Consider the following 17,377-nt stretch of genomic DNA (forward strand, 5'->3'; position numbering starts at 1 on the left):
CGTTCAGCCCTGTGGTTGCGATGGTTAGCCGCGATTGAGTTGGCGCAAAGTGCCCAGCACCGAGGCCAGCGCGCGGTCAAACAGCGGCCCATCGTCAAGCCTGCGCAGGGCGCCACGCTTGAAGGCCTGGGCCAATTGGCCGAGGTTTTGCTCCAGCACCTTGAGGCCGGTGTGGCTGATGAAAATGTAACGATTGGCCGGCGCCACAATCGCCGTCAGCTTGCAGCGCAGCACGGCGTCGGGGCCTTGCTGGAACTCGACCCAGTCACCGATGCGCATCTGCAGGGCACTGATCAGGTCGGGGTCATCGCCCGGCAAGTCCTGGGCGGTGTCGGGCAACTCGGCGCCAAAGGTGAAAGGCTCACGCACAACGCTCAACACTTCGACGCCCGTCAGGGGCTGCACGTGCAATACCTGCAAGCGCACAAAAAATTCACGGGTGCTGAACGGGTCGAATGCGGCGCTGGTCAAGCCGTCGCGCAACGCTTTGAGCAGTCCGGGCAGGCGTTCCAGCAGATGGCGCCCAGCCTCCGTGTCGCTTTGCAGGCCCACGCTCCAGATCAACTCATCCAGGGTGCGCAGCGCCGACTGCCACTGCACCGACTGCTCGCCATACTTGAGGTTGGCCAGCAACAGCACCTGGCTCCACGCCTGCTGTACAAACTGCACCACGGCAGGCGGCAATGCCTTGCCCAACAGCCGTTGATTCAGCACCTGGGCAACCCGCTCGCGGGCCGCGTCGTTCAGCACGCGCGCCTGTTCGGCGTCACGGGTGTGCTGCTCGACCAGTTCGCAGCGGCGCTGCTCATCGGCAACAAACGCCGTGAACTCCGCGAGCAACTGGGAAAAAACCGCCGGATCTTCGACAAACTCATTCAGCAGACGCTGCACAACGTGCTCGATACGCAGGTACAGGGTGTCACGCTGATAATCGTCCCGTGGGCTCCACTGCGCGGCAGCACAACCGACTTCATTGAGCAGCCGCCGTACCGGGTGGCTGGGGCGACTGAAAAAACTCTTGTCCAGCACCGCGACTTTCAGCAACGGGATCTGCAACCGGACGATCAACGCCCGCAGCACATCAGGCAAGTTGCGGTCCTTGCGGATGAACTCGAACAGCATCGCCATCAGGTTGATCACGTCTTCGTCCGCAACCTCCACCACCCGGGATTTGCCGCTCTTGACGCTGACCCGGGTCAGCAACTGGCCAAGCTGGTTGCGCAGGTCAACGTCGTCCTCGGTGTCTGGCGTGGGCACGTACTGCTGCAAATGGGACAGCAGCCGCAGCAGGTCGCGCGTGGCGATCGGCTGCAGTTCAGCGCTGGCTTCCAGGGTGGGCGCCACGCTGCCACGCACGGCCTTGAGCAGTTCCTGCAAGGCACCGAACGCTTGCTGGCCGTTTGCGTCCAGCGGCGGATCGGTCGCTGGCACGCTGTCTTTACGCAAGTGTTCACGGGCCGCCCGCCCGCCGGGGCGCCGCGAGGGCGCCGCCTTGAGCTCAGACAACACGCCGGTGGCGACCAACAGCTGATTGGCTTCGCCATACAGTTGATCGGCGTCGCTGAGCACGTACTTCTCAAACAGCTTGAGCATGATCAGCTTGACGCGAATCTCCACACCCAGGCTGCGCCCCGCCCGCAGGAAAAACTCGCACAACAGTGCGGGCCCCAGTGGGTTCTCGCGCTCATCCAGGCCCTTGACCAGCACGGCACTCAAGCGCGCCGTCAATTGCCCCAGGGCCAGGCCGTCACGGTGGCGCACCCGCCCCAGCATGGCCTCCAGCGCCACGGCTTTCTCCAACTCGTCGCGGGATGTGCCTGGCACCGCATCGTAGGACACCACCGGCACCAACTGCCGCTCACCCTGCCCCGCCAGGCCCAGGTTGGCGAAGGCGGCGAACAGTTGCTCCATGAACACGCGCTCGAAATTCTTGCGCTTGAGGCGCAGGTCGCGCATGGCTTCAAAGAAAATATGGTGATCGAGGTTGTTGCGCGCCTTGTCGGCCATTTCGAAGAGGGTGTCGTCGGCGTTATCGAACAGTTCCTGCAGGCCTTGCTGCAACTGCTGCGCGGCCTTGTCACGGACCTGCAGCAACACCACCGGCAAGCGCGCGAGCGGCGATGGCATAGCCTGTGCCTTGTTGATTGGCACCACCTTTCCGTCATTGTGCATCCTGGCCTCCTGATACGGCGGTGTCTGTTGGGGAATGATGGCGCGGGCGCTGCGCGATTCCAGTCATCACCAGGACGTCAAAGCTATGACGCCAATTGCAAGGCGCGAGATTATCTTGCAAATGGGGGTAGTTGCGCCAGCAAACTCTGTCATTCGGCTGTAATTGAGCGGTGGGTTATGGGTTCGAACGCACACTGCCCCTATAATCCAGGCACTTTGTTTGTGGAGCCTGTTATGCCGAATCTCCGTCTTGCCGACCTCACCGCCGAAATCGAAGCCAACGTGCGCCGCGCGCTGCTCGAAGACATCGGCAGTGGCGATATCACCGCGCAATTGATCCCGGCCGAGCGGCTGGCCAAGGCCACGATCATTACCCGCGATGCGGCGGTGATTGCCGGCACAGCCTGGGTGGATGCGGTATTCCGCCAGTTGGACCCACGGGTCGCCGTGCATTGGCAGGTGGCCGACGGTGAACGTGTCAGCCCCAACCAGGCGCTGTTCCACCTCGAAGGCCCGGCCCGCTCGCTGCTCAGTGGCGAGCGCAGCGCGCTGAATTTCCTGCAACTGCTCTCTGGCGTGGCGACCCGCGCCCAGTTCCTGGCGGACTTTGTCGCCAGCACCCAGGTCAAGCTGCTGGACACCCGCAAGACATTGCCGGGCCTGCGCCTGGCGCAGAAATATGCGGTCACCTGCGGTGGCTGTCACAACCACCGCATCGGTTTGTATGACGCCTTCCTGATCAAGGAAAACCATATTGCCGCCTGCGGTGGCATTGCCCAGGCCATTACGGCCGCCCACAAGATCGCGCCGGGCAAACCGGTGGAAATCGAAGTGGAAAGCCTGGAGGAATTGCGTGAAGCGCTGGCGGCGGGCGCCGACATCATCATGCTCGACGAGCTGAGCCTGGACGATATGCGTGAAGCGGTGCGCTTGAATGCGGGCAAGGCCAAGCTGGAAGCCAGCGGCGGCATCAATGAAAGTACGCTGCTGCCGATCGCGGAAACCGGCGTGGACTACATCTCAATTGGCGCGATGACCAAGGATGTGAAGGCGGTGGATTTGTCGATGCGGCTGAGTATTTGAAACTGGCTGCAAGAGCGAGCTTGCTCGCTCCTACAGCAGCACATACTCAAACAACCAGATTATTCATCTCGCAATACTCTTCCCACTCAACACCCAGCACCTCAGCCGCCTCCTTGTGCAAGGCCAGCCGTGCAGTGTCGAATTCGTCCGCTGTCGAGGTGTACTTGAGGGTCAGCTCCCAAGGCTGCAAGCCCTGGCTCTCTGCTTCATCCTCGAATGCCCACTGGATCTGGTCACGCTGGTCATCAGCGCTCAGGTCCTTGATCTCTTCTTTAAGCTGCGGCGTGCCTTCAAGGTATTTCTTGAGGGCTTCTGCGTGCCGAACTTCCTGGGTCATTTCAGTCGTGGTCATGTCGTTCTCTTAGATCGAGGAATGGGGATGCATCTGGGTCATCAAGGTTGCGCAGATACAAAAGAGCGGGCGTGAATACCGACTCGTCTGGCCTTCAGAACCATTCTGGGATCATCTGAAAACAGTGCTGCCTTTTTGCCCGAGACAGGAATCGAACCTGCGACCTTCGCGTTACGAGTGCGCTGCTCTACCGACTGAGCTACACGGGCGGTGGGCTAAAGCTAGCACCGCATCGGGTGTCCGGCAACTCACGACCCTGGCAGCGCAATCACCCCCTGGGCCCAGAAGCGCGGCTGGAGGTGGTTGTGGGTGTCGTCGACATAACGTTGCTGGGCCTGTGCGATGTGCGGCACATCACGAACCGCAACAAATATCAGCAGACCAACGGCCAACACACTCAACAGTTTCCACAGGTGACTGACCGGTGCCGGCAAGGCCGTTGGCGCCACCGTCCAGATGTGCAGCGCCATCAACCAGCCCACTACCAACGCCAACCACAGCTGCGAAATGGGCATCACAATCACGCCATCAACCAAGGCCTGCGTCAGCGCGCCGACCAACGCGGCAAACAGGCACAGGCGCAACAAGTCCGAACGCTGCGCCGACAACGCCCGCTCACGCAACACGCTGACAGTGGCCCAACCGCCGCGCCAGGCCAATGCGGCTACGCACAGCGCCGAGGGCACGCCCCACTCACTGGCCCATTGCAGGATCGCCTGATGAGGATGGGTCGCCACGTCGTTGGGGATGTCGGCAAACTGCATCGGCCCGAAACCCAGCCAAGGGCGTTCGACGACCATATGCCAGGCCTGCCACCAGATCTCGGCACGGCCCGACAGTGACGTGGTGAGGCGATCGCCGGCACCGCTGGTGGTTTCGATGCCCAAATATCCCGTCAACACCGTGAAAAACAGCCAGTACAGCGCTAGGCCGGCGCTTACCGCCGCCAATTGCCAGGCCAGCCAGCGTCGCCCGAACGGCCCCAACACCACCAGCAACACACCCGCCGCGCCCATGCCGAGCCATGTGCCCCGCGTGCCGCCGCTGATAGCGATCAACCACCACACACACAGCAAGGCAAACACACCACTGCGAAGGGAGCGAGGGAGTTTGGGCATCAACAGCGGCAGGGCCAGCAATGGCAGGGTAAAGGTCTGAAATTGACCGTAGAAACGCTTGTTGGAGAAGCCCGACAGCAACAGGTCGAGGTCCAGCACGCGCTGGCCGCTGCTGAATGCCAGCAATACCGCATACAAGTATTGGATCGACTTGATCAGGCACAGCAGCACGACAATCAGCAGCAGGACACGGTCCAGAGGCTCGCCGCCATGGCGGCGAATCGTGGCGAACGCCAGCGCAATCACGCCACAACTGACCAGCAACGCCACCTCGGTGAACGCCCAGAGCGGCCGGTGGGCCAGGGCCGAAGACAGCAGGCCCAGGGCGATCACCAGCACCAGGCCGAGCGCTGTGGGCCGGTCCACGAACGCCGTGTTGGGAGCCGCCAGCCCGTACAGCAGCGCGCCCAGCGCCAGGGCGATCTGCAGCGTGCGTTGCAGGTCGTGCCCACTGAAAGGGGCACAAACCCCCAGCACCAGCAGGCACACCGCCAGCACCAGGAACACATTACCGCGCTGCTGTATGGAAAACGCCATCAGCCACCTCTACGTCCGTGTGGATGGTTGGGCCGTTACGCCCCGTTGGCGCCGCAGCCCTTCGCGACGTATTTTTCTTCGGCGCTGGTCACACACTTCCAGCCCTTGGTCGCGTCGCGGGTCAAGGTGATGGTCTTGCCCAGTATCGGCGCCGGGGCGTCGATAATTTCGCAGCTGATGGAGCCAACGCCCGTGGCCACATCACCGGCCACGTCGATCTTGCAATTGGCGGTCGGGCTGGTGCCACCGATCAAGGCCACGGTGGGCACTGTGCCTTGGTTGAGGACGTCTTCATAACCTGCCTTCAACGCCGTGATTTCAGCCAGCCCCGCCGTGAACTTGGCCTTGGCCTGGTGCGTGGTGTACATCGGCAAGCCGATGGTGGCCAAAATGCCGATGATCGCCACGACGATCAGCAACTCGATCAAGGTAAAGCCTTTCTGACGTATCACATTCACTCTCCAGAATAGAACCTATGACAAGGCGCGTCCTGCGCCCCGTAGTGTGCAGCGGCGCCAGTGTACCCATCCACAACGGGGCAAGCGCCTGCAAGACGCACATTCTGACATTTTATCGCGCGTGGCCAGCCTGTCCGAATCCGTCACCTGACTAAGCTATAAATCTTCTACTCCCCGCATACGGAACCGTGACATGGACGCCGCTTCGACGATCTACGCCTGGGAAGGCACCAACCGCAAAGGGCGCAGAGTGTGCGGGCAAACCGCTGGCCACAACCCCGCGCTAATCAAGGCGCAGCTGCGCCAGCAGGGGATCTGCCCTGGCCGCGTGCGCAAGCGCCCCAGCGTTTTGCCAAACCTCACACCACCGATCAAACCGCTGGATATCGCGCTCTTCACCCGTCAGCTGGCCACACTGCTGAACGCGGGAATCCCCCTGCTGCAAGCCCTCGACATTGTCAGTGAAGGCTTCGAAAACCCGCGCATGCAAGCACTGGTAAACGGGTTGAAACAAGAAATCGCCGCCGGCACCAACCTGGCAACCGCGTTGCGCAAACAGCCACGCTATTTCGATGAGCTGTACTGCAACCTGGTTGCGGCAGGCGAACAAGCCGGCGCCCTGGAAGCACTACTGGAACGGGTGGCGATACACCTGGAGAAAACCCAGCAACTCAAGGCGCGGGTCAAGAAGGCCATGACCTATCCCGCAGCGGTGCTGGTGGTCGCAGGCGTGGTCTGTACACTGCTGCTGATGCACGTGGTGCCGCAATTCCAGAGCCTGTTCGCCGGCGTCGACGGTGAACTGCCCGGTTTTACCCTGGGGGTGATTGCCCTGTCGGAATTCCTGCAACGCGCCTGGTGGATGGTCGCGCTTTGCCTGGGTGTAGCCATTGCCGCGCTGCGCCAGGCTTATCGCGTATCCCCGGGGTTTCGTCACGGGTTGCAAGCCGCTTTATTGAAAACGCCCCTGGCAGGCACACTGCTGAAAAAATCCGCCGTCGCCCGCTACGCTCGCACACTCTCGACTACGTTTACCGCAGGCGTTCCTCTGGTGCAGGCCTTGGATTCGGTGGCCGGCGCTGTCGGCAACGGGCCATTCAGACTCGCCATCGAGCGCATGCGCCATGAGGTCGCCAACGGCATTCAGTTGAATCAAGCCATGAGCGGCGGCGGGCTGTTTCCGCGCATGGCGATCCAGATGACGATCATCGGCGAAGAGTCCGGTACGCTGGACCGCATGCTGGAAAAAGTCGCCAGCCACTATGAGGCTGACGTAGACAGCCTGGTGGATAGACTCACAAGCTTGATGGAGCCGCTGATCATGGTCGTGCTGGGGAGCATTGTCGGGGGGCTGGTGATTGCGATGTATCTGCCGGTGTTTCAATTGGGGAGCGCATTTTGAGCCTGCTGCTGAGTGAACAACCGTGGCTTTTTGTTGGTATCGCGCTGGTGCTGGGCCTGATCGTCGGCAGCTTCCTCAATGTGCTGGTGTGGCGCCTGCCGAAAATGCTCGAACGTGAATGGCGTGCCCAGGCCCAGGAAGTCCTCGGCCTGCCGACCGACCCCGCCGGGCCGACCTACAACCTGATGTTTCCCCATTCCTGCTGCCCCCATTGCAGCCAGCCGATTCGCCCCAGGGAAAATATCCCCGTGCTCAGCTACCTGATGCTCCGGGGGCGCTGTGCCCACTGCCGTGAACCGATCAGTGCACGTTACCCCTTCACCGAACTGGCCTGTGCGCTGATTTCGGCCATGGTCGCCTGGCACTTCGGTTTTGGCTGGCAAGGGGCGGCGATCATGCTGCTGAGCTGGGGGCTGCTGGCGATGAGCCTGATCGATGCCGATCACCAACTGTTGCCGGATGTATTGGTGCTGCCGCTGTTGTGGCTGGGGCTGATCCTCAACAGCTTCGAGTTGCAGGTGACGTTGGCCGATGCCGTATGGGGTGCAGTGGTCGGTTATATGAGCCTGTGGTCGGTGTTCTGGCTATTCAAGCTGGCCACCGGCAAGGACGGCATGGGCCATGGCGACTTCAAATTGCTGGCCATGCTCGGCGCCTGGGGCGGCTGGCAAATCCTGCCGATGACCTTGTTGATGTCATCGCTGCTCGGGGTGATGGGCGGGCTGATCCTGATGCGCCTGCGCAAGGCCCAAGCGTCGGCCCCCATGCCGTTCGGCCCCTATCTGGCAATTGCCGGCTGGATTGCATTGCTCTGGGGTGGTCAAATAACCGACTTCTATTTGCAGTCTGTCGGTTTCAGATGACCACTTCTGTTGCAACACCCTGGATTCTTGGCCTCACCGGCGGCATCGGCAGCGGCAAAAGCGCGGCGGCCCAGCACTTTATCGACCTGGGCATCGACCTGGTGGACGCCGATCACGCTGCCCGCTGGGTCGTCGAACCTGGCCGGCCGGCACTGGCACGTATCGCCGAGCACTTTGGTGCGGGCGTGCTGCAACCTGACGGCCAACTGGACCGCGCCGCGTTGCGCAAGCTGATCTTTGAAGTCCCCGAACAGCGCCGCTGGCTGGAAGCCTTGCTGCACCCGCTGATCGGCGAAGAGATTCGCAGCCACCTGGCGCGCGCGCAGTCGCCTTACGCGATCCTGGTGTCGCCATTGCTGATCGAATCCGGCCAGCACAGCATGACCCAGCGCATCCTGGTGATCGACGTGCCGCAATCGCTGCAGATTCAGCGTACCCTGCAGCGCGACGGCATCAGCGAACAGCAGGTGCAGGCGATCCTCAAGGCGCAGTCCAGCCGCGAAGAGCGCCTGAAACATGCCGATGATGTGCTGGTCAATGACAAGGATCTCGCCTGGCTGCACAGCGAGGTCGAGCGACTGCACCACTTTTACCTTACTTTGCGTGGAGGCCGATCATGAGCCAACCCTTGACCGTCGATTGCCCAACCTGCGGCGCCCCCGTGGAATGGACAGCGACCAACCTCAACCGGCCGTTCTGCTCGGACCGTTGCAAACTCATCGACCTGGGTGCCTGGGCCGCAGAGGAGCACAAGATCCCCGTGGCCCCGGATGCCGAAGATGAGCTGTTTTCCGAAGACCTGACGCCGCGCCACTAAGGGCGCATAAAGGCGTACTCCTGCTGGTCGTCGAGATTCTCTGCAAGGTATTGCAGCTCGTCGGCCAGGTCTTCGAAACTGCGCACACCCTTGCTCTGCTGCACCACCGCACTGAGCATGGCGCGCAGGGTCAAGCCTGGGTCAAAGCCGATTTCCTGTGCCGCATCCTGACTTCTGCGCAATTCCTGCCGTGCCCACTCGTACACACTCATGATCCGTGCTCCTGGAAAATTTGGCAGAGCATGGGCCTGCGCGTGGGCGCGGGATTTGATCTGGATCAACGCGGCGAATCGTCGTCGTTCCAGGGTGCCGAGAGGTAGCGGGTGCGATTGAAGGTCTCCAGCCATTCCGGGCAGAACACCACCAACGCACTGATGACCATGCCGTTGATAAAGGCTTCGGGAAAGATGATCAGCCACAGGTAGCCGACGAAATCTTCCAGCCACTCCGGCATGGCGAAGCGCCCGTCGAACCACAGCAGGCCCAGCCCCACTAACAGGCAGAGCAAGGCCGACAGCGCGGCCGCGAAGAAACCCGAGCAGAAGATATACACAAAGGGATTGCGTGGTTGCGCGCGCTCCACCAGCAGCGCGCATGTTTCGGTGACCAGCACCGGCAGCACGATCAACAGCAGGCCGTTGACGCCGAGCGCCGCCAGGTCCTGGCGCCCCAACACCATCAAACCGAGCTGGGCGGCAAACCCGCCGACGATTGCCAGGGGCCAATCCAGCAGCAGGGTCACGGCGGTCATGCCGATAAAGTGGTAGGAGACCCCGGTATCAAAATCCCGCCGCACCAACCACAACATAAACAGCGCGAACACGGTGCCGAACAGCAAATGCTGACGCCGTCGGTCGGCAAACAGCTCGACCCAGGGTGAGCGCACTATCGCCCACAACACTACGGGCACAAACAGCAGCCAGCCGAGGCCCAAGGTTTGTGGTGCGAGCACTGCAGCACTGATCACGACGGCCCCCTGCTTGAATAACAGTCGAGTGAGCAGTCTACACCGACCTTTTGCAACGGGACTTCCTGCGGTCATCATTTGGACGCTAAGCTGCAAGCATGGATGACTCAGATTACTTGCGCCTGCTCACCGTAGCGGCCGAACAAGCCAATGCGTTCTTGTCCAATGCCCGCAAATGGGAGCGTGAGCGTTGGGTCTGCCAGCGCCTGCTGCAAGGCTTGAATGTGCCCTACCGGGCCGAAGAGTTTCACGCCGCCGGGCAAGAGCCGCCGGACGTACTGTTTCGCGATGCCAGTTTCGAGGTGTTTTTTGTACTGGACGAGGGCCGGCGCCTGAACGACGAATGGCGCGACGAGTTGCTGCGCCGGCGCAGCGCCTTCTCCCTCAGCCAGTTGGTGCGGCGCGAAGCCAAGCCGCGACGCATCCCCGCCCATGAATTCCTGCTGCGCCTGGCGCCGACGTTGCGCAAAAAGGCGCACAACTATAAAGAGCGCGGAATAGAGCTGGGGGAGCTGGACCTTATCGCCTTCACCAGCCTCAAGCGTGAAGTGCTCGACCTCAACAGCCACTTCCCGCCGCCGACGGAATATTTGCGCCAGGGCTGGCGCTCGCTGTCACTGGTGGGGCCGACCTTTGCCCGTGTGCTGTTTGCCCACCCGGACGCACCGGATTTCTTGCGCAACAACCTGGGCCGCAGCATAGTGTTCGACGTGGGCATCAGCCTCTGAGCCCCCGGACTGTAACGTGGCGCCCTTTTGCAACGTCTACCTGACGAGGCCTTTATGACCAGCCGCCTGAACCCCGATGACCAACAGCATGTCGAAGAGTACCTGCAACTCTCCCAAAACCGAGTCGAGCGCAAGCCTTTCCGGCCGTGGCTGCTCCTCGGTGTGGTGCTGGTTGTGGTGATCGGCCTCGGTCTGCTGAGCCGCCTTTTGAGTTACCTGACGCTATGAGCTGCCTGGCGCTCGCGGGGGTAACTGCTCCGATTTCTTTTAGCCTTGCGAGATATCCCCATGACCCATCGTATTATTATCGTCGGCGGCGGCGCCGGCGGCCTGGAGTTGGCTACCCGCCTGGGTAAGACTCTGGGCAAGCGCGGCACCGCCAGCATCACGCTGGTGGACGCCAACCTGACCCACATCTGGAAGCCCTTGCTGCACGAAGTCGCTGCCGGTTCGCTGAATTCTTCGGAAGACGAACTCAATTATGTTGCCCAAGCCAAATGGAACCACTTCGAGTTCCAGCTGGGGCGCATGAGCGGGTTGGATCGTGAACAGAAGAAAATCCAGCTGGCCGCCACCCTCGATGAAGAAGGCCGTGAGCTGGTACCCGCGCGCGTGTTGGGTTATGACAGCCTGGTCATCGCTGTCGGCAGCACCACCAACGACTTCGGCACCGAGGGCGCGGCGCAGCACTGCCTGTTCCTCGACACACGCAAGCAGGCCGAGCGCTTCCATCAGCAACTGCTCAACCACTATCTGCGCGCCCATGCCGGGCAAACCGATGCGGTCGAGCAGATCAGCGTCGCCATCGTCGGCGCCGGTGCCACGGGTGTTGAATTGGCCGCCGAACTGCATAACGCCGCCCATGAACTGGCAGCCTATGGCCTGGACCGCATCAAGCCGGAAAACATGCACATCACCTTGATCGAAGCCGGCCCACGGGTATTGCCTGCCCTGCCGGAGCGGATCGGCGGGCCTGTGCATAAAACCCTGGAGAAGCTCGGCGTGACCGTGCTGACAGACTCGGCGGTCAGCGAAGTGACGGCCGACGCGCTGATCACCAGCAGTGGCCAGGTGATTCCCGCCAGCCTGAAGGTGTGGGCGGCGGGGATTCGCGCACCGGGTTTCCTCAAGGACATCGATGGCCTGGAAACCAACCGCATCAACCAATTGCAGGTGTTGCCGACGCTGCAAACCACCCGTGACGAGAACATTTTTGCCTTCGGCGACTGCGCGGCCTGCCCGCAACCGGGTACAGACCGCAATGTGCCGCCACGCGCCCAGGCAGCTCACCAGCAGGCATCGTTGCTGGCCAAGTCGCTGAAGCTGCGCATTGAAGGCAAGGATCTGCCGAGCTACAAATACACCGACTACGGCTCGCTGATCTCGCTGTCGCGCTTCTCGGCGGTGGGCAACCTGATGGGCAACCTGACCGGCAGCGTGATGCTGGAAGGCTGGCTGGCGCGGATGTTCTATGTGTCGCTGTACCGCATGCACCAGATGGCGCTGTATGGCTTCTTCCGCACGGCGATGTTGATGCTGGGTAGCAAGATTGGCCGAGGCACCGAGCCGCGCCTGAAACTGCACTAAACCCTGTGGGAGCGGGCTTGCCCGCGATAGCGGTGGACCAGCAATACATGTATTGACTGACACTCAGCTATCGCAGGCAAGCCAGCTCCCACATTTTTTTGCGCTGAATTTGAGGATTTCGCAGGCAAAAAAAATCCCCGTATCTTTCGATACGAGGATTTTTAATATGGTCGGGGTAAGGGGATTCGAACTCCTGACATCCTGCTCCCAAAGCAGGCGCGCTACCGGACTGCGCTATACCCCGGTAAAAAAAAGGCGACCTTTCAGTCGCCTTCTTCGATCAGTGCTTTTGGCCTCTGATCTTAAGATCTGATCCCAGCGTTAACTGGTTTCAAAAATGGTGGGTCGTGTGGGATTCGAACCTACGACCAATTGGTTAAAAGCCAACTGCTCTACCAACTGAGCTAACGACCCAAAAATGGTCGGGGTAGGGGGATTCGAACTCCCGACATCCTGCTCCCAAAGCAGGCGCGCTACCGGACTGCGCTATACCCCGGTTTGAAATTGGCTCCGTGACCAGGACTCGAACCTGGGACCCAATGATTAACAGTCATTTGCTCTACCGACTGAGCTATCACGGAACTACATATTTCAAAGTACAACTTCTACTGCGGTGTAACCTTCTCTTCGAGTCTTCCGTATCGCTACGTTGTCATGTCTGAGGCGCGCTATTCTACAATCTTAAAAACCCCTGTCAACCCTTTAAATTGCTTTTAAGACAATGATTTGCGCTTGTTTCTGATTTCTTCTTGGGGAGAAGAAACCCGTGGGCTGACGTTGTTGCGGGGCGCACTTTACTAGCCTTTTCCTTACAGTTCAACGCCCTATCGAAAAAAAAGGCCCCGCGATGCGGGGCCTCCTTTTATTGCGCCAGTGGCTGGGCTCAGTGGAAGACGATTTCGTCGTTCTCCACCGTCGCCGCGACGCTGGTGCCAGGCATAAAGCTGCCCGACAGGATCAACTGCGCCAGCGGGTTTTCGATCCAGCGCTGGATCGCACGTTTCAGAGGCCGTGCGCCATACACCGGGTCGTAGCCAACCGCGATCAGCTTGTCCAACGCCTCGCTGCTCAGCTCCAGGGCCAGCTCGCGCTCGGCCAGTCGGCTGCGCAGGCGACCCAGTTGGATCTCGGTGATGCCTGCGATCTGATCCCGTGCCAGAGGCTCGAAGATCACCACTTCATCGACCCGGTTGATAAATTCCGGGCGGAAGTGGCTGGTCAGCGCATCCATCACCGCAGCACGCTGGCCTTCACGATCACCGACCAATTCCTGGATCTGTGCCGAGCCCAGGTTGGAGGTCATCACGATCACCGTGTTGCGGAAGTCCACGGTACGCCCGTGGCTGTCCGTCAGCCGGCCATCTTCCAACACTTGCAGCAACACGTTGAACACATCCGGGTGAGCCTTCTCGACTTCATCCAGCAGGATCACCGAGTAAGGCTTACGGCGCACAGCTTCGGTCAGGTAGCCACCTTCCTCGTAGCCCACATAGCCTGGTGGTGCGCCGATCAAGCGAGCCACCGAGTGTTTCTCCATGAATTCGGACATATCGATCCGCACCATGGCCTCTTCAGTATCAAAGAGGAACTCGGCCAAGGCCTTGCACAGCTCGGTCTTACCCACGCCGGTCGGGCCGAGGAACATAAACGAGCCGCTCGGACGGTTCGGGTCGGACAACCCGGCCCGCGAACGCCGCACCGCGTTGGACACGGCCACCACGGCTTCTTCCTGGCCAATCACACGTTGGTGCAACAGGCTTTCCATCTTCAGCAGCTTGTCGCGCTCGCCTTCGAGCATTTTCGACACCGGAATGCCGGTCCACTTCGAGACGACCTCGGCAATTTCTTCCTCGGTCACCTTGCTGCGCAGCAACTGGTTCTCGGCCTTGCCGTGCTGGTCGACCATTTGCAGGCTGCGTTCCAGGTCCGGGATCACCCCGTACTGCAACTCGGCCATGCGGTTCAGGTCGCCTTTACGGCGTGCGGCTTCCAGTTCCTGGCGGGACTGCTCGATTTTCTGCTGGATCTGCGCAGAGCCCTGCACTTCGGCTTTTTCCGAGGTCCAGATTTCTTCCAGGTCCGAATACTCGCGTTCCAGACGGACGATTTCTTCCTGAAGTTTTTCCAGGCGTTTCTTCGCCGCGTCGTCTTCTTCTTTCTTCAGGGCCTGGGATTCAACTTTCAGCTGAATCAGGCGCCGATCCAGGCGGTCGAGCACTTCCGGCTTGGAGTCGATCTCCATGCGAATGCGGCTGGCCGCTTCGTCGATCAAGTCGATGGCCTTGTCGGGCAACTGACGATCGGTGATATAGCGATGGCTCAATTTCGCCGCCGCAATGATCGCACCGTCAGTGATCGCCACCTTATGGTGGACCTCATAACGCTCTTTCAGGCCACGCAGGATCGCGATGGTGTCCTCTTCGCTCGGCTCTTCCACCAGCACTTTCTGGAAGCGACGTTCAAGGGCCGCGTCCTTTTCAATGTACTGGCGATACTCGTTGAGCGTCGTGGCACCGACGCAGTGCAACTCACCCCGCGCCAAGGCTGGCTTGAGCATGTTGCCCGCATCCATCGAGCCTTCGCCTTTACCGGCGCCGACCATGGTGTGCAGTTCGTCGATAAACAGAATGATCTGCCCTTCCTGCTTCGACAGCTCATTAAGCAGGGATTTCAGGCGCTCTTCGAACTCGCCACGGAACTTGGCACCGGCGATCAACGCCCCCATGTCCAGGGACAGCAGACGTTTGCCTTTAAGGCCGTCCGGCACTTCACCATTGATGATGCGCTGGGCCAGACCTTCGGCAATCGCGGTTTTACCCACGCCAGGCTCACCGATCAGCACCGGGTTGTTCTTGGTGCGACGTTGCAACACCTGGATGGTGCGACGAATTTCGTCGTCACGCCCGATCACCGGGTCAAGCTTGCCGTCTTCGGCGCGCTTGGTCAGGTCGACGGTGTATTTATCCAGGGCCTGGCGCGACTCCTCATGGTTGGGGTCGTTCACCGCGTCGCCGCCGCGCAGGTTGTTGATGGCATTTTCCAGGGCTTTCTTGCTCACGCCCTGGCCCAGCAACAACTTGCCGAGCTTGCTGTTTTCGTCCATGGCGGCGAGCAGCACCAGTTCGCTGGAGATGAACTGGTCGCCCTTTTGCTGGGCCAGGCGGTCCGCTTGGTTAAGCAGGCGCGCCAAGTCCTGGGACATATTCACGTCGCCGGTCGGATTTTGGATTTTCGGCAGTTGGTCGAGCTCTTTGCTCAACTCCTTGCGCAGGCTGTTGACGTCGAAGCCCACCTGCATCAGCAAGGGCTTGATAGAACCACCTTGCTGCTCCAGGAGCGCCTGCATCAAGTGCGCAGGCTCAATGGCCGGGTGGTCGAGGCCCACCGCCAGGGATTGAGAGTCAGATAATGCCAACTGCAATTTGCTGGTTAAACGATCAATACGCATTAGTCACCTTCCTTTTGAGCAGGCCGGAGATATAAAACATCCTGAATGAAGAAACCTGCCAGATACCCTTATAGATGGGGTGGATTCTGGGAGTTTCAAGCGGCACACAGTTGACCTAAGTCAGAAGAGTCTAGCGCTCGAGCCAGATAAGGGAGGCAAACCGACCGGTACGAGGACTGCGGCGGTAAGAAAAGAAGCGCGGATCGGTCACGGTACAGAAACCGCCACCATAAACAGCGGTGACGCCGCATGCGGCAAGGCGCAGGCGCGCGAGCTGATAGATGTCGGCCATGAACTTGCCGGGGTTGCGGCTGGGCACGAAGGCTTCGGCGGTGATCGGCAATTGCTGCATGAAGGCTTCACGCACTTCCGGGCCGACTTCAAAGGCTTGCGGGCCAATGGCCGGGCCGAGCCAGACCAGAACCTCGTCGGGCTGCGCATCCAGGCTTTCAAACGCCGCTTCCAGCACGCCCGCCGCCAGGCCACGCCAACCGGCATGGGCGGCGGCGACGCGAGTGCCCGCACGGTTGCAGAACAGTGCGGGCAGGCAATCGGCAGTCATTGAGGTGCAGGCGATGCCAGGGGTGCTGGTCCAACTGCCATCGGCTTCAGCGGTGCGGTTTGGGTCAGCTTCGACCACGGTCACACCATGAACCTGACGCAGCCAGGCCGGCTGGATAGCAAAGGCATCACTCAGACGACGGCGATTCTCAAGGACGGCCTCCAGGCTGTCCTCGACGTGATCGCCCAGGTTGAGGCTGTCGAACGGCGCCAGACTGACGCCGCCCGCACGGGTGGTAACGCAGGCTTTTACCCGAGCCGGCGCGGGCCAGTCAGGAATCAGCCAGTCACTCATCCGATAAACGCCTCGCGATCCTGCTTGAGCAACGACAGCAACCAGACCAAATCGTCTGGCAGAGGCGATTCCCAGCTCATGCGCTTACCGCTCGTCGGATGATCCAGTTCCAGGAAACGTGCATGCAGTGCCTGGCGCGGGAACGACTTCAGCGATTCGACCATGGTCTGACTCGCCGCCGGCGGAATACGGAAGCGGCCGCCGTAGGCCGGATCTCCGACCAACGGGAAGTTGATGTGGGCCATGTGCACGCGAATCTGGTGGGTACGACCGGTTTCCAGCTTGACCCGCACGTGGGTGTGGGAACGGAAACGCTCCAGCACACGGTAGTGGCTGACGGCCTGCTTGCCGCCTTCCATCACCGCCATACGCTGGCGCTGCTGGCCGTGACGACCGATCGGCGCATTGATCTTGCCACCGGCCACCACGACACCGATCACGATGCACTCGTAGATACGGCTGACGCTGCGGCTCTGCAATTGTGTGACCAACTGCGTCTGTGCCTGAATGGTCTTGGCCACCACCATCAAGCCGGTGGTGTCCTTGTCCAGACGGTGCACGATGCCGCAGCGCGGGACATTGACGATGTCCGGCACGTGGTGCAGCAGGGCATTGAGCAAGGTGCCATCAGCGTGCCCGGCCGCCGGGTGTACCACCAGGCCTGCGGGTTTGTTGATGACCAGGATGTCGTCGTCTTCATAGACGATGTCCAGCTCAATGTCCTGGGCGATCCATTCTCCCTGGGCTTCCTGCTCGGCAGTCAGCTCAAGAATCGCACCGCCATGGACTATGTCTCGCGGGCGGATAACCGCTCCATCCACAGTCAGGCGGCCGTCTTTGATCCAGGCGGAAAGGCGCGAGCGCGAGTGCTCAGCGAATAATTGTGCGGCGACTTGATCGAGGCGTTGGCCGCCCAATTCGGACGGCACCTCTGCGCGAAGTTCAATTTTATCGGACATGCTCAGACTAGGCGTGGCACAGCCTTTGGT

Annotated in this window: 17 protein-coding genes and 5 tRNA genes; 8 read left to right on the forward strand and 14 right to left on the reverse strand. The window is 60.8% G+C overall.

The genetic code is table 11. From position 1 onward, the window contains the following. Nucleotides 1-24: 24 nt before the first annotated feature. Nucleotides 25-2,172, reverse strand: coding sequence for a DUF1631 domain-containing protein (locus tag J1G37_RS02830; RefSeq protein WP_207040109.1), 2,148 nt, complete (start codon nt 2,170-2,172; stop codon nt 25-27). A 234-nt stretch (nt 2,173-2,406) separates the two neighbouring features. On the opposite strand from J1G37_RS02830, the gene nadC reads away from it, so the two are divergent. Next, nucleotides 2,407-3,255, forward strand: a complete 849-nt coding sequence (gene nadC, locus J1G37_RS02835; protein ID WP_017737934.1) for a carboxylating nicotinate-nucleotide diphosphorylase — start codon at nt 2,407-2,409, stop codon at nt 3,253-3,255. A gap of 46 nt (nt 3,256-3,301) precedes the next feature. Here the strand turns inward: nadC and J1G37_RS02840 are convergent, their stop codons facing one another. From J1G37_RS02840 to J1G37_RS02855, 4 genes are all read right to left on the reverse strand, one after another. Beyond that, nucleotides 3,302-3,607, reverse strand: a complete 306-nt coding sequence (locus J1G37_RS02840) for a DUF6388 family protein (RefSeq protein WP_017737933.1) — start codon at nt 3,605-3,607, stop codon at nt 3,302-3,304. A 136-nt stretch (nt 3,608-3,743) separates the two neighbouring features. Further along, nucleotides 3,744-3,816 (reverse strand) — tRNA-Thr (locus J1G37_RS02845). Between the two features lie 39 nt (nt 3,817-3,855). Further along, nucleotides 3,856-5,262, reverse strand: a complete 1,407-nt coding sequence (locus tag J1G37_RS02850; RefSeq protein ID WP_207040110.1) for an O-antigen ligase family protein — start codon at nt 5,260-5,262, stop codon at nt 3,856-3,858. 35 nt (nt 5,263-5,297) lie between these two features. Beyond that, nucleotides 5,298-5,711, reverse strand: coding sequence for a pilin (locus J1G37_RS02855; protein WP_207040208.1), 414 nt, complete (start codon nt 5,709-5,711; stop codon nt 5,298-5,300). Between the two features lie 202 nt (nt 5,712-5,913). Between J1G37_RS02855 and J1G37_RS02860 the strand changes: the two genes are divergently transcribed. Genes J1G37_RS02860 through yacG form a run of 4 tightly spaced genes read left to right on the forward strand, consistent with a single transcriptional unit; the run spans nt 5,914 to nt 8,802 of the window. Then, nucleotides 5,914-7,122, forward strand: coding sequence for a type II secretion system F family protein (locus J1G37_RS02860; protein ID WP_207040111.1), 1,209 nt, complete (start codon nt 5,914-5,916; stop codon nt 7,120-7,122). Beyond that, nucleotides 7,119-7,985 (forward strand): A24 family peptidase, encoded by an 867-nt coding sequence (locus J1G37_RS02865; RefSeq protein WP_207040112.1) that lies wholly within the window; start codon nt 7,119-7,121, stop codon nt 7,983-7,985. The genes J1G37_RS02860 and J1G37_RS02865 overlap by 4 nt, the downstream gene beginning before the upstream one ends. Then, on the forward strand, nt 7,982-8,605 hold the full coding sequence (coaE, locus tag J1G37_RS02870; protein WP_124527526.1) for a dephospho-CoA kinase: 624 nt from the start codon (nt 7,982-7,984) through the stop codon (nt 8,603-8,605). The genes J1G37_RS02865 and coaE overlap by 4 nt, the downstream gene beginning before the upstream one ends. Continuing rightward, nucleotides 8,602-8,802, forward strand: a complete 201-nt coding sequence (gene yacG / locus J1G37_RS02875) for a DNA gyrase inhibitor YacG (RefSeq protein ID WP_017737928.1) — start codon at nt 8,602-8,604, stop codon at nt 8,800-8,802. The genes coaE and yacG overlap by 4 nt, the downstream gene beginning before the upstream one ends. On the opposite strand, the gene J1G37_RS02880 is transcribed toward yacG, so the two are convergent. Both J1G37_RS02880 and J1G37_RS02885 read right to left on the reverse strand, forming a co-directional pair. Continuing rightward, nucleotides 8,799-9,014 carry a hypothetical protein gene (locus J1G37_RS02880; RefSeq protein WP_003171680.1) on the reverse strand — a complete coding sequence of 72 codons (216 nt, stop codon included), beginning with the start codon at nt 9,012-9,014 and terminating at the stop codon, nt 8,799-8,801. The genes yacG and J1G37_RS02880 overlap by 4 nt on opposite strands. A gap of 65 nt (nt 9,015-9,079) precedes the next feature. After that, on the reverse strand, nt 9,080-9,769 hold the full coding sequence (locus tag J1G37_RS02885) for an energy-coupling factor ABC transporter permease (protein ID WP_207040113.1): 690 nt from the start codon (nt 9,767-9,769) through the stop codon (nt 9,080-9,082). A gap of 98 nt (nt 9,770-9,867) precedes the next feature. Here J1G37_RS02885 and J1G37_RS02890 point away from each other — a divergent pair, with 98 nt between their 5' ends. From J1G37_RS02890 to J1G37_RS02900, 3 genes are read left to right on the forward strand one after another with little or no spacing between them, the layout of a single operon-like run. Further along, nucleotides 9,868-10,497 carry a DUF1780 domain-containing protein gene (locus J1G37_RS02890; RefSeq protein WP_016971624.1) on the forward strand — a complete coding sequence of 210 codons (630 nt, stop codon included), beginning with the start codon at nt 9,868-9,870 and terminating at the stop codon, nt 10,495-10,497. 54 nt (nt 10,498-10,551) lie between these two features. Beyond that, nucleotides 10,552-10,725: a DUF3094 family protein gene (locus J1G37_RS02895; protein ID WP_016976295.1), complete on the forward strand. Its 174-nt coding sequence runs from the start codon at nt 10,552-10,554 to the stop codon at nt 10,723-10,725. Between the two features lie 60 nt (nt 10,726-10,785). After that, a complete protein-coding gene (locus J1G37_RS02900; protein WP_207040114.1) occupies nt 10,786-12,084 on the forward strand; it encodes an NAD(P)/FAD-dependent oxidoreductase in 1,299 nt (432 codons plus the stop codon). Between the two features lie 167 nt (nt 12,085-12,251). On the opposite strand, the gene J1G37_RS02905 is transcribed toward J1G37_RS02900, so the two are convergent. The 7 genes from J1G37_RS02905 to rluD form a co-directional block, all read right to left on the reverse strand. Further along, nucleotides 12,252-12,328 (reverse strand) — tRNA-Pro (locus tag J1G37_RS02905). A gap of 94 nt (nt 12,329-12,422) precedes the next feature. Next, nucleotides 12,423-12,498 (reverse strand) — tRNA-Lys (locus J1G37_RS02910). Between the two features lie 5 nt (nt 12,499-12,503). Continuing rightward, nucleotides 12,504-12,580, reverse strand: a tRNA-Pro gene (locus J1G37_RS02915). 9 nt (nt 12,581-12,589) lie between these two features. Further along, nucleotides 12,590-12,665 (reverse strand) — tRNA-Asn (locus J1G37_RS02920). A gap of 302 nt (nt 12,666-12,967) precedes the next feature. Next, a complete protein-coding gene (clpB, locus tag J1G37_RS02925) occupies nt 12,968-15,532 on the reverse strand; it encodes an ATP-dependent chaperone ClpB (protein ID WP_017737922.1) in 2,565 nt (854 codons plus the stop codon). Nucleotides 15,533-15,662: 130 nt separating this feature from the next. Continuing rightward, nucleotides 15,663-16,388, reverse strand: coding sequence for a peptidoglycan editing factor PgeF (gene pgeF, locus J1G37_RS02930; protein WP_207040115.1), 726 nt, complete (start codon nt 16,386-16,388; stop codon nt 15,663-15,665). Further along, nucleotides 16,385-17,347, reverse strand: coding sequence for a 23S rRNA pseudouridine(1911/1915/1917) synthase RluD (rluD, locus tag J1G37_RS02935; protein WP_017737920.1), 963 nt, complete (start codon nt 17,345-17,347; stop codon nt 16,385-16,387). The genes pgeF and rluD overlap by 4 nt, the downstream gene beginning before the upstream one ends. Between the last annotated feature and the right edge of the window lie 30 nt (nt 17,348-17,377).

The organism is Pseudomonas sp. Marseille-Q1929, from assembly GCF_017316265.1.
Lineage (GTDB): Bacteria > Pseudomonadota > Gammaproteobacteria > Pseudomonadales > Pseudomonadaceae > Aquipseudomonas.

Excerpts from the sequence above, each read along its gene's own strand:
- J1G37_RS02830 (WP_207040109.1), bottom strand. The coding sequence starts at position 2,172 with ATGCACAATGACGGAAAGGTGGTGCCAATCAACAAGGCACAGGCTATG.
- nadC (WP_017737934.1), top strand. The coding sequence starts at position 2,407 with ATGCCGAATCTCCGTCTTGCCGACCTCACCGCCGAAATCGAAGCCAAC.
- J1G37_RS02840 (WP_017737933.1), bottom strand. The coding sequence starts at position 3,607 with ATGACCACGACTGAAATGACCCAGGAAGTTCGGCACGCAGAAGCCCTC.
- J1G37_RS02850 (WP_207040110.1), bottom strand. The coding sequence starts at position 5,262 with ATGGCGTTTTCCATACAGCAGCGCGGTAATGTGTTCCTGGTGCTGGCG.
- J1G37_RS02860 (WP_207040111.1), top strand. The coding sequence starts at position 5,914 with ATGGACGCCGCTTCGACGATCTACGCCTGGGAAGGCACCAACCGCAAA.
- coaE (WP_124527526.1), top strand. The coding sequence starts at position 7,982 with ATGACCACTTCTGTTGCAACACCCTGGATTCTTGGCCTCACCGGCGGC.
- yacG (WP_017737928.1), top strand. The coding sequence starts at position 8,602 with ATGAGCCAACCCTTGACCGTCGATTGCCCAACCTGCGGCGCCCCCGTG.
- J1G37_RS02880 (WP_003171680.1), bottom strand. The coding sequence starts at position 9,014 with ATGAGTGTGTACGAGTGGGCACGGCAGGAATTGCGCAGAAGTCAGGAT.
- J1G37_RS02890 (WP_016971624.1), top strand. The coding sequence starts at position 9,868 with ATGGATGACTCAGATTACTTGCGCCTGCTCACCGTAGCGGCCGAACAA.
- J1G37_RS02895 (WP_016976295.1), top strand. The coding sequence starts at position 10,552 with ATGACCAGCCGCCTGAACCCCGATGACCAACAGCATGTCGAAGAGTAC.
- J1G37_RS02900 (WP_207040114.1), top strand. The coding sequence starts at position 10,786 with ATGACCCATCGTATTATTATCGTCGGCGGCGGCGCCGGCGGCCTGGAG.
- clpB (WP_017737922.1), bottom strand. The coding sequence starts at position 15,532 with ATGCGTATTGATCGTTTAACCAGCAAATTGCAGTTGGCATTATCTGAC.
- pgeF (WP_207040115.1), bottom strand. The coding sequence starts at position 16,388 with ATGAGTGACTGGCTGATTCCTGACTGGCCCGCGCCGGCTCGGGTAAAA.
- rluD (WP_017737920.1), bottom strand. The coding sequence starts at position 17,347 with ATGTCCGATAAAATTGAACTTCGCGCAGAGGTGCCGTCCGAATTGGGC.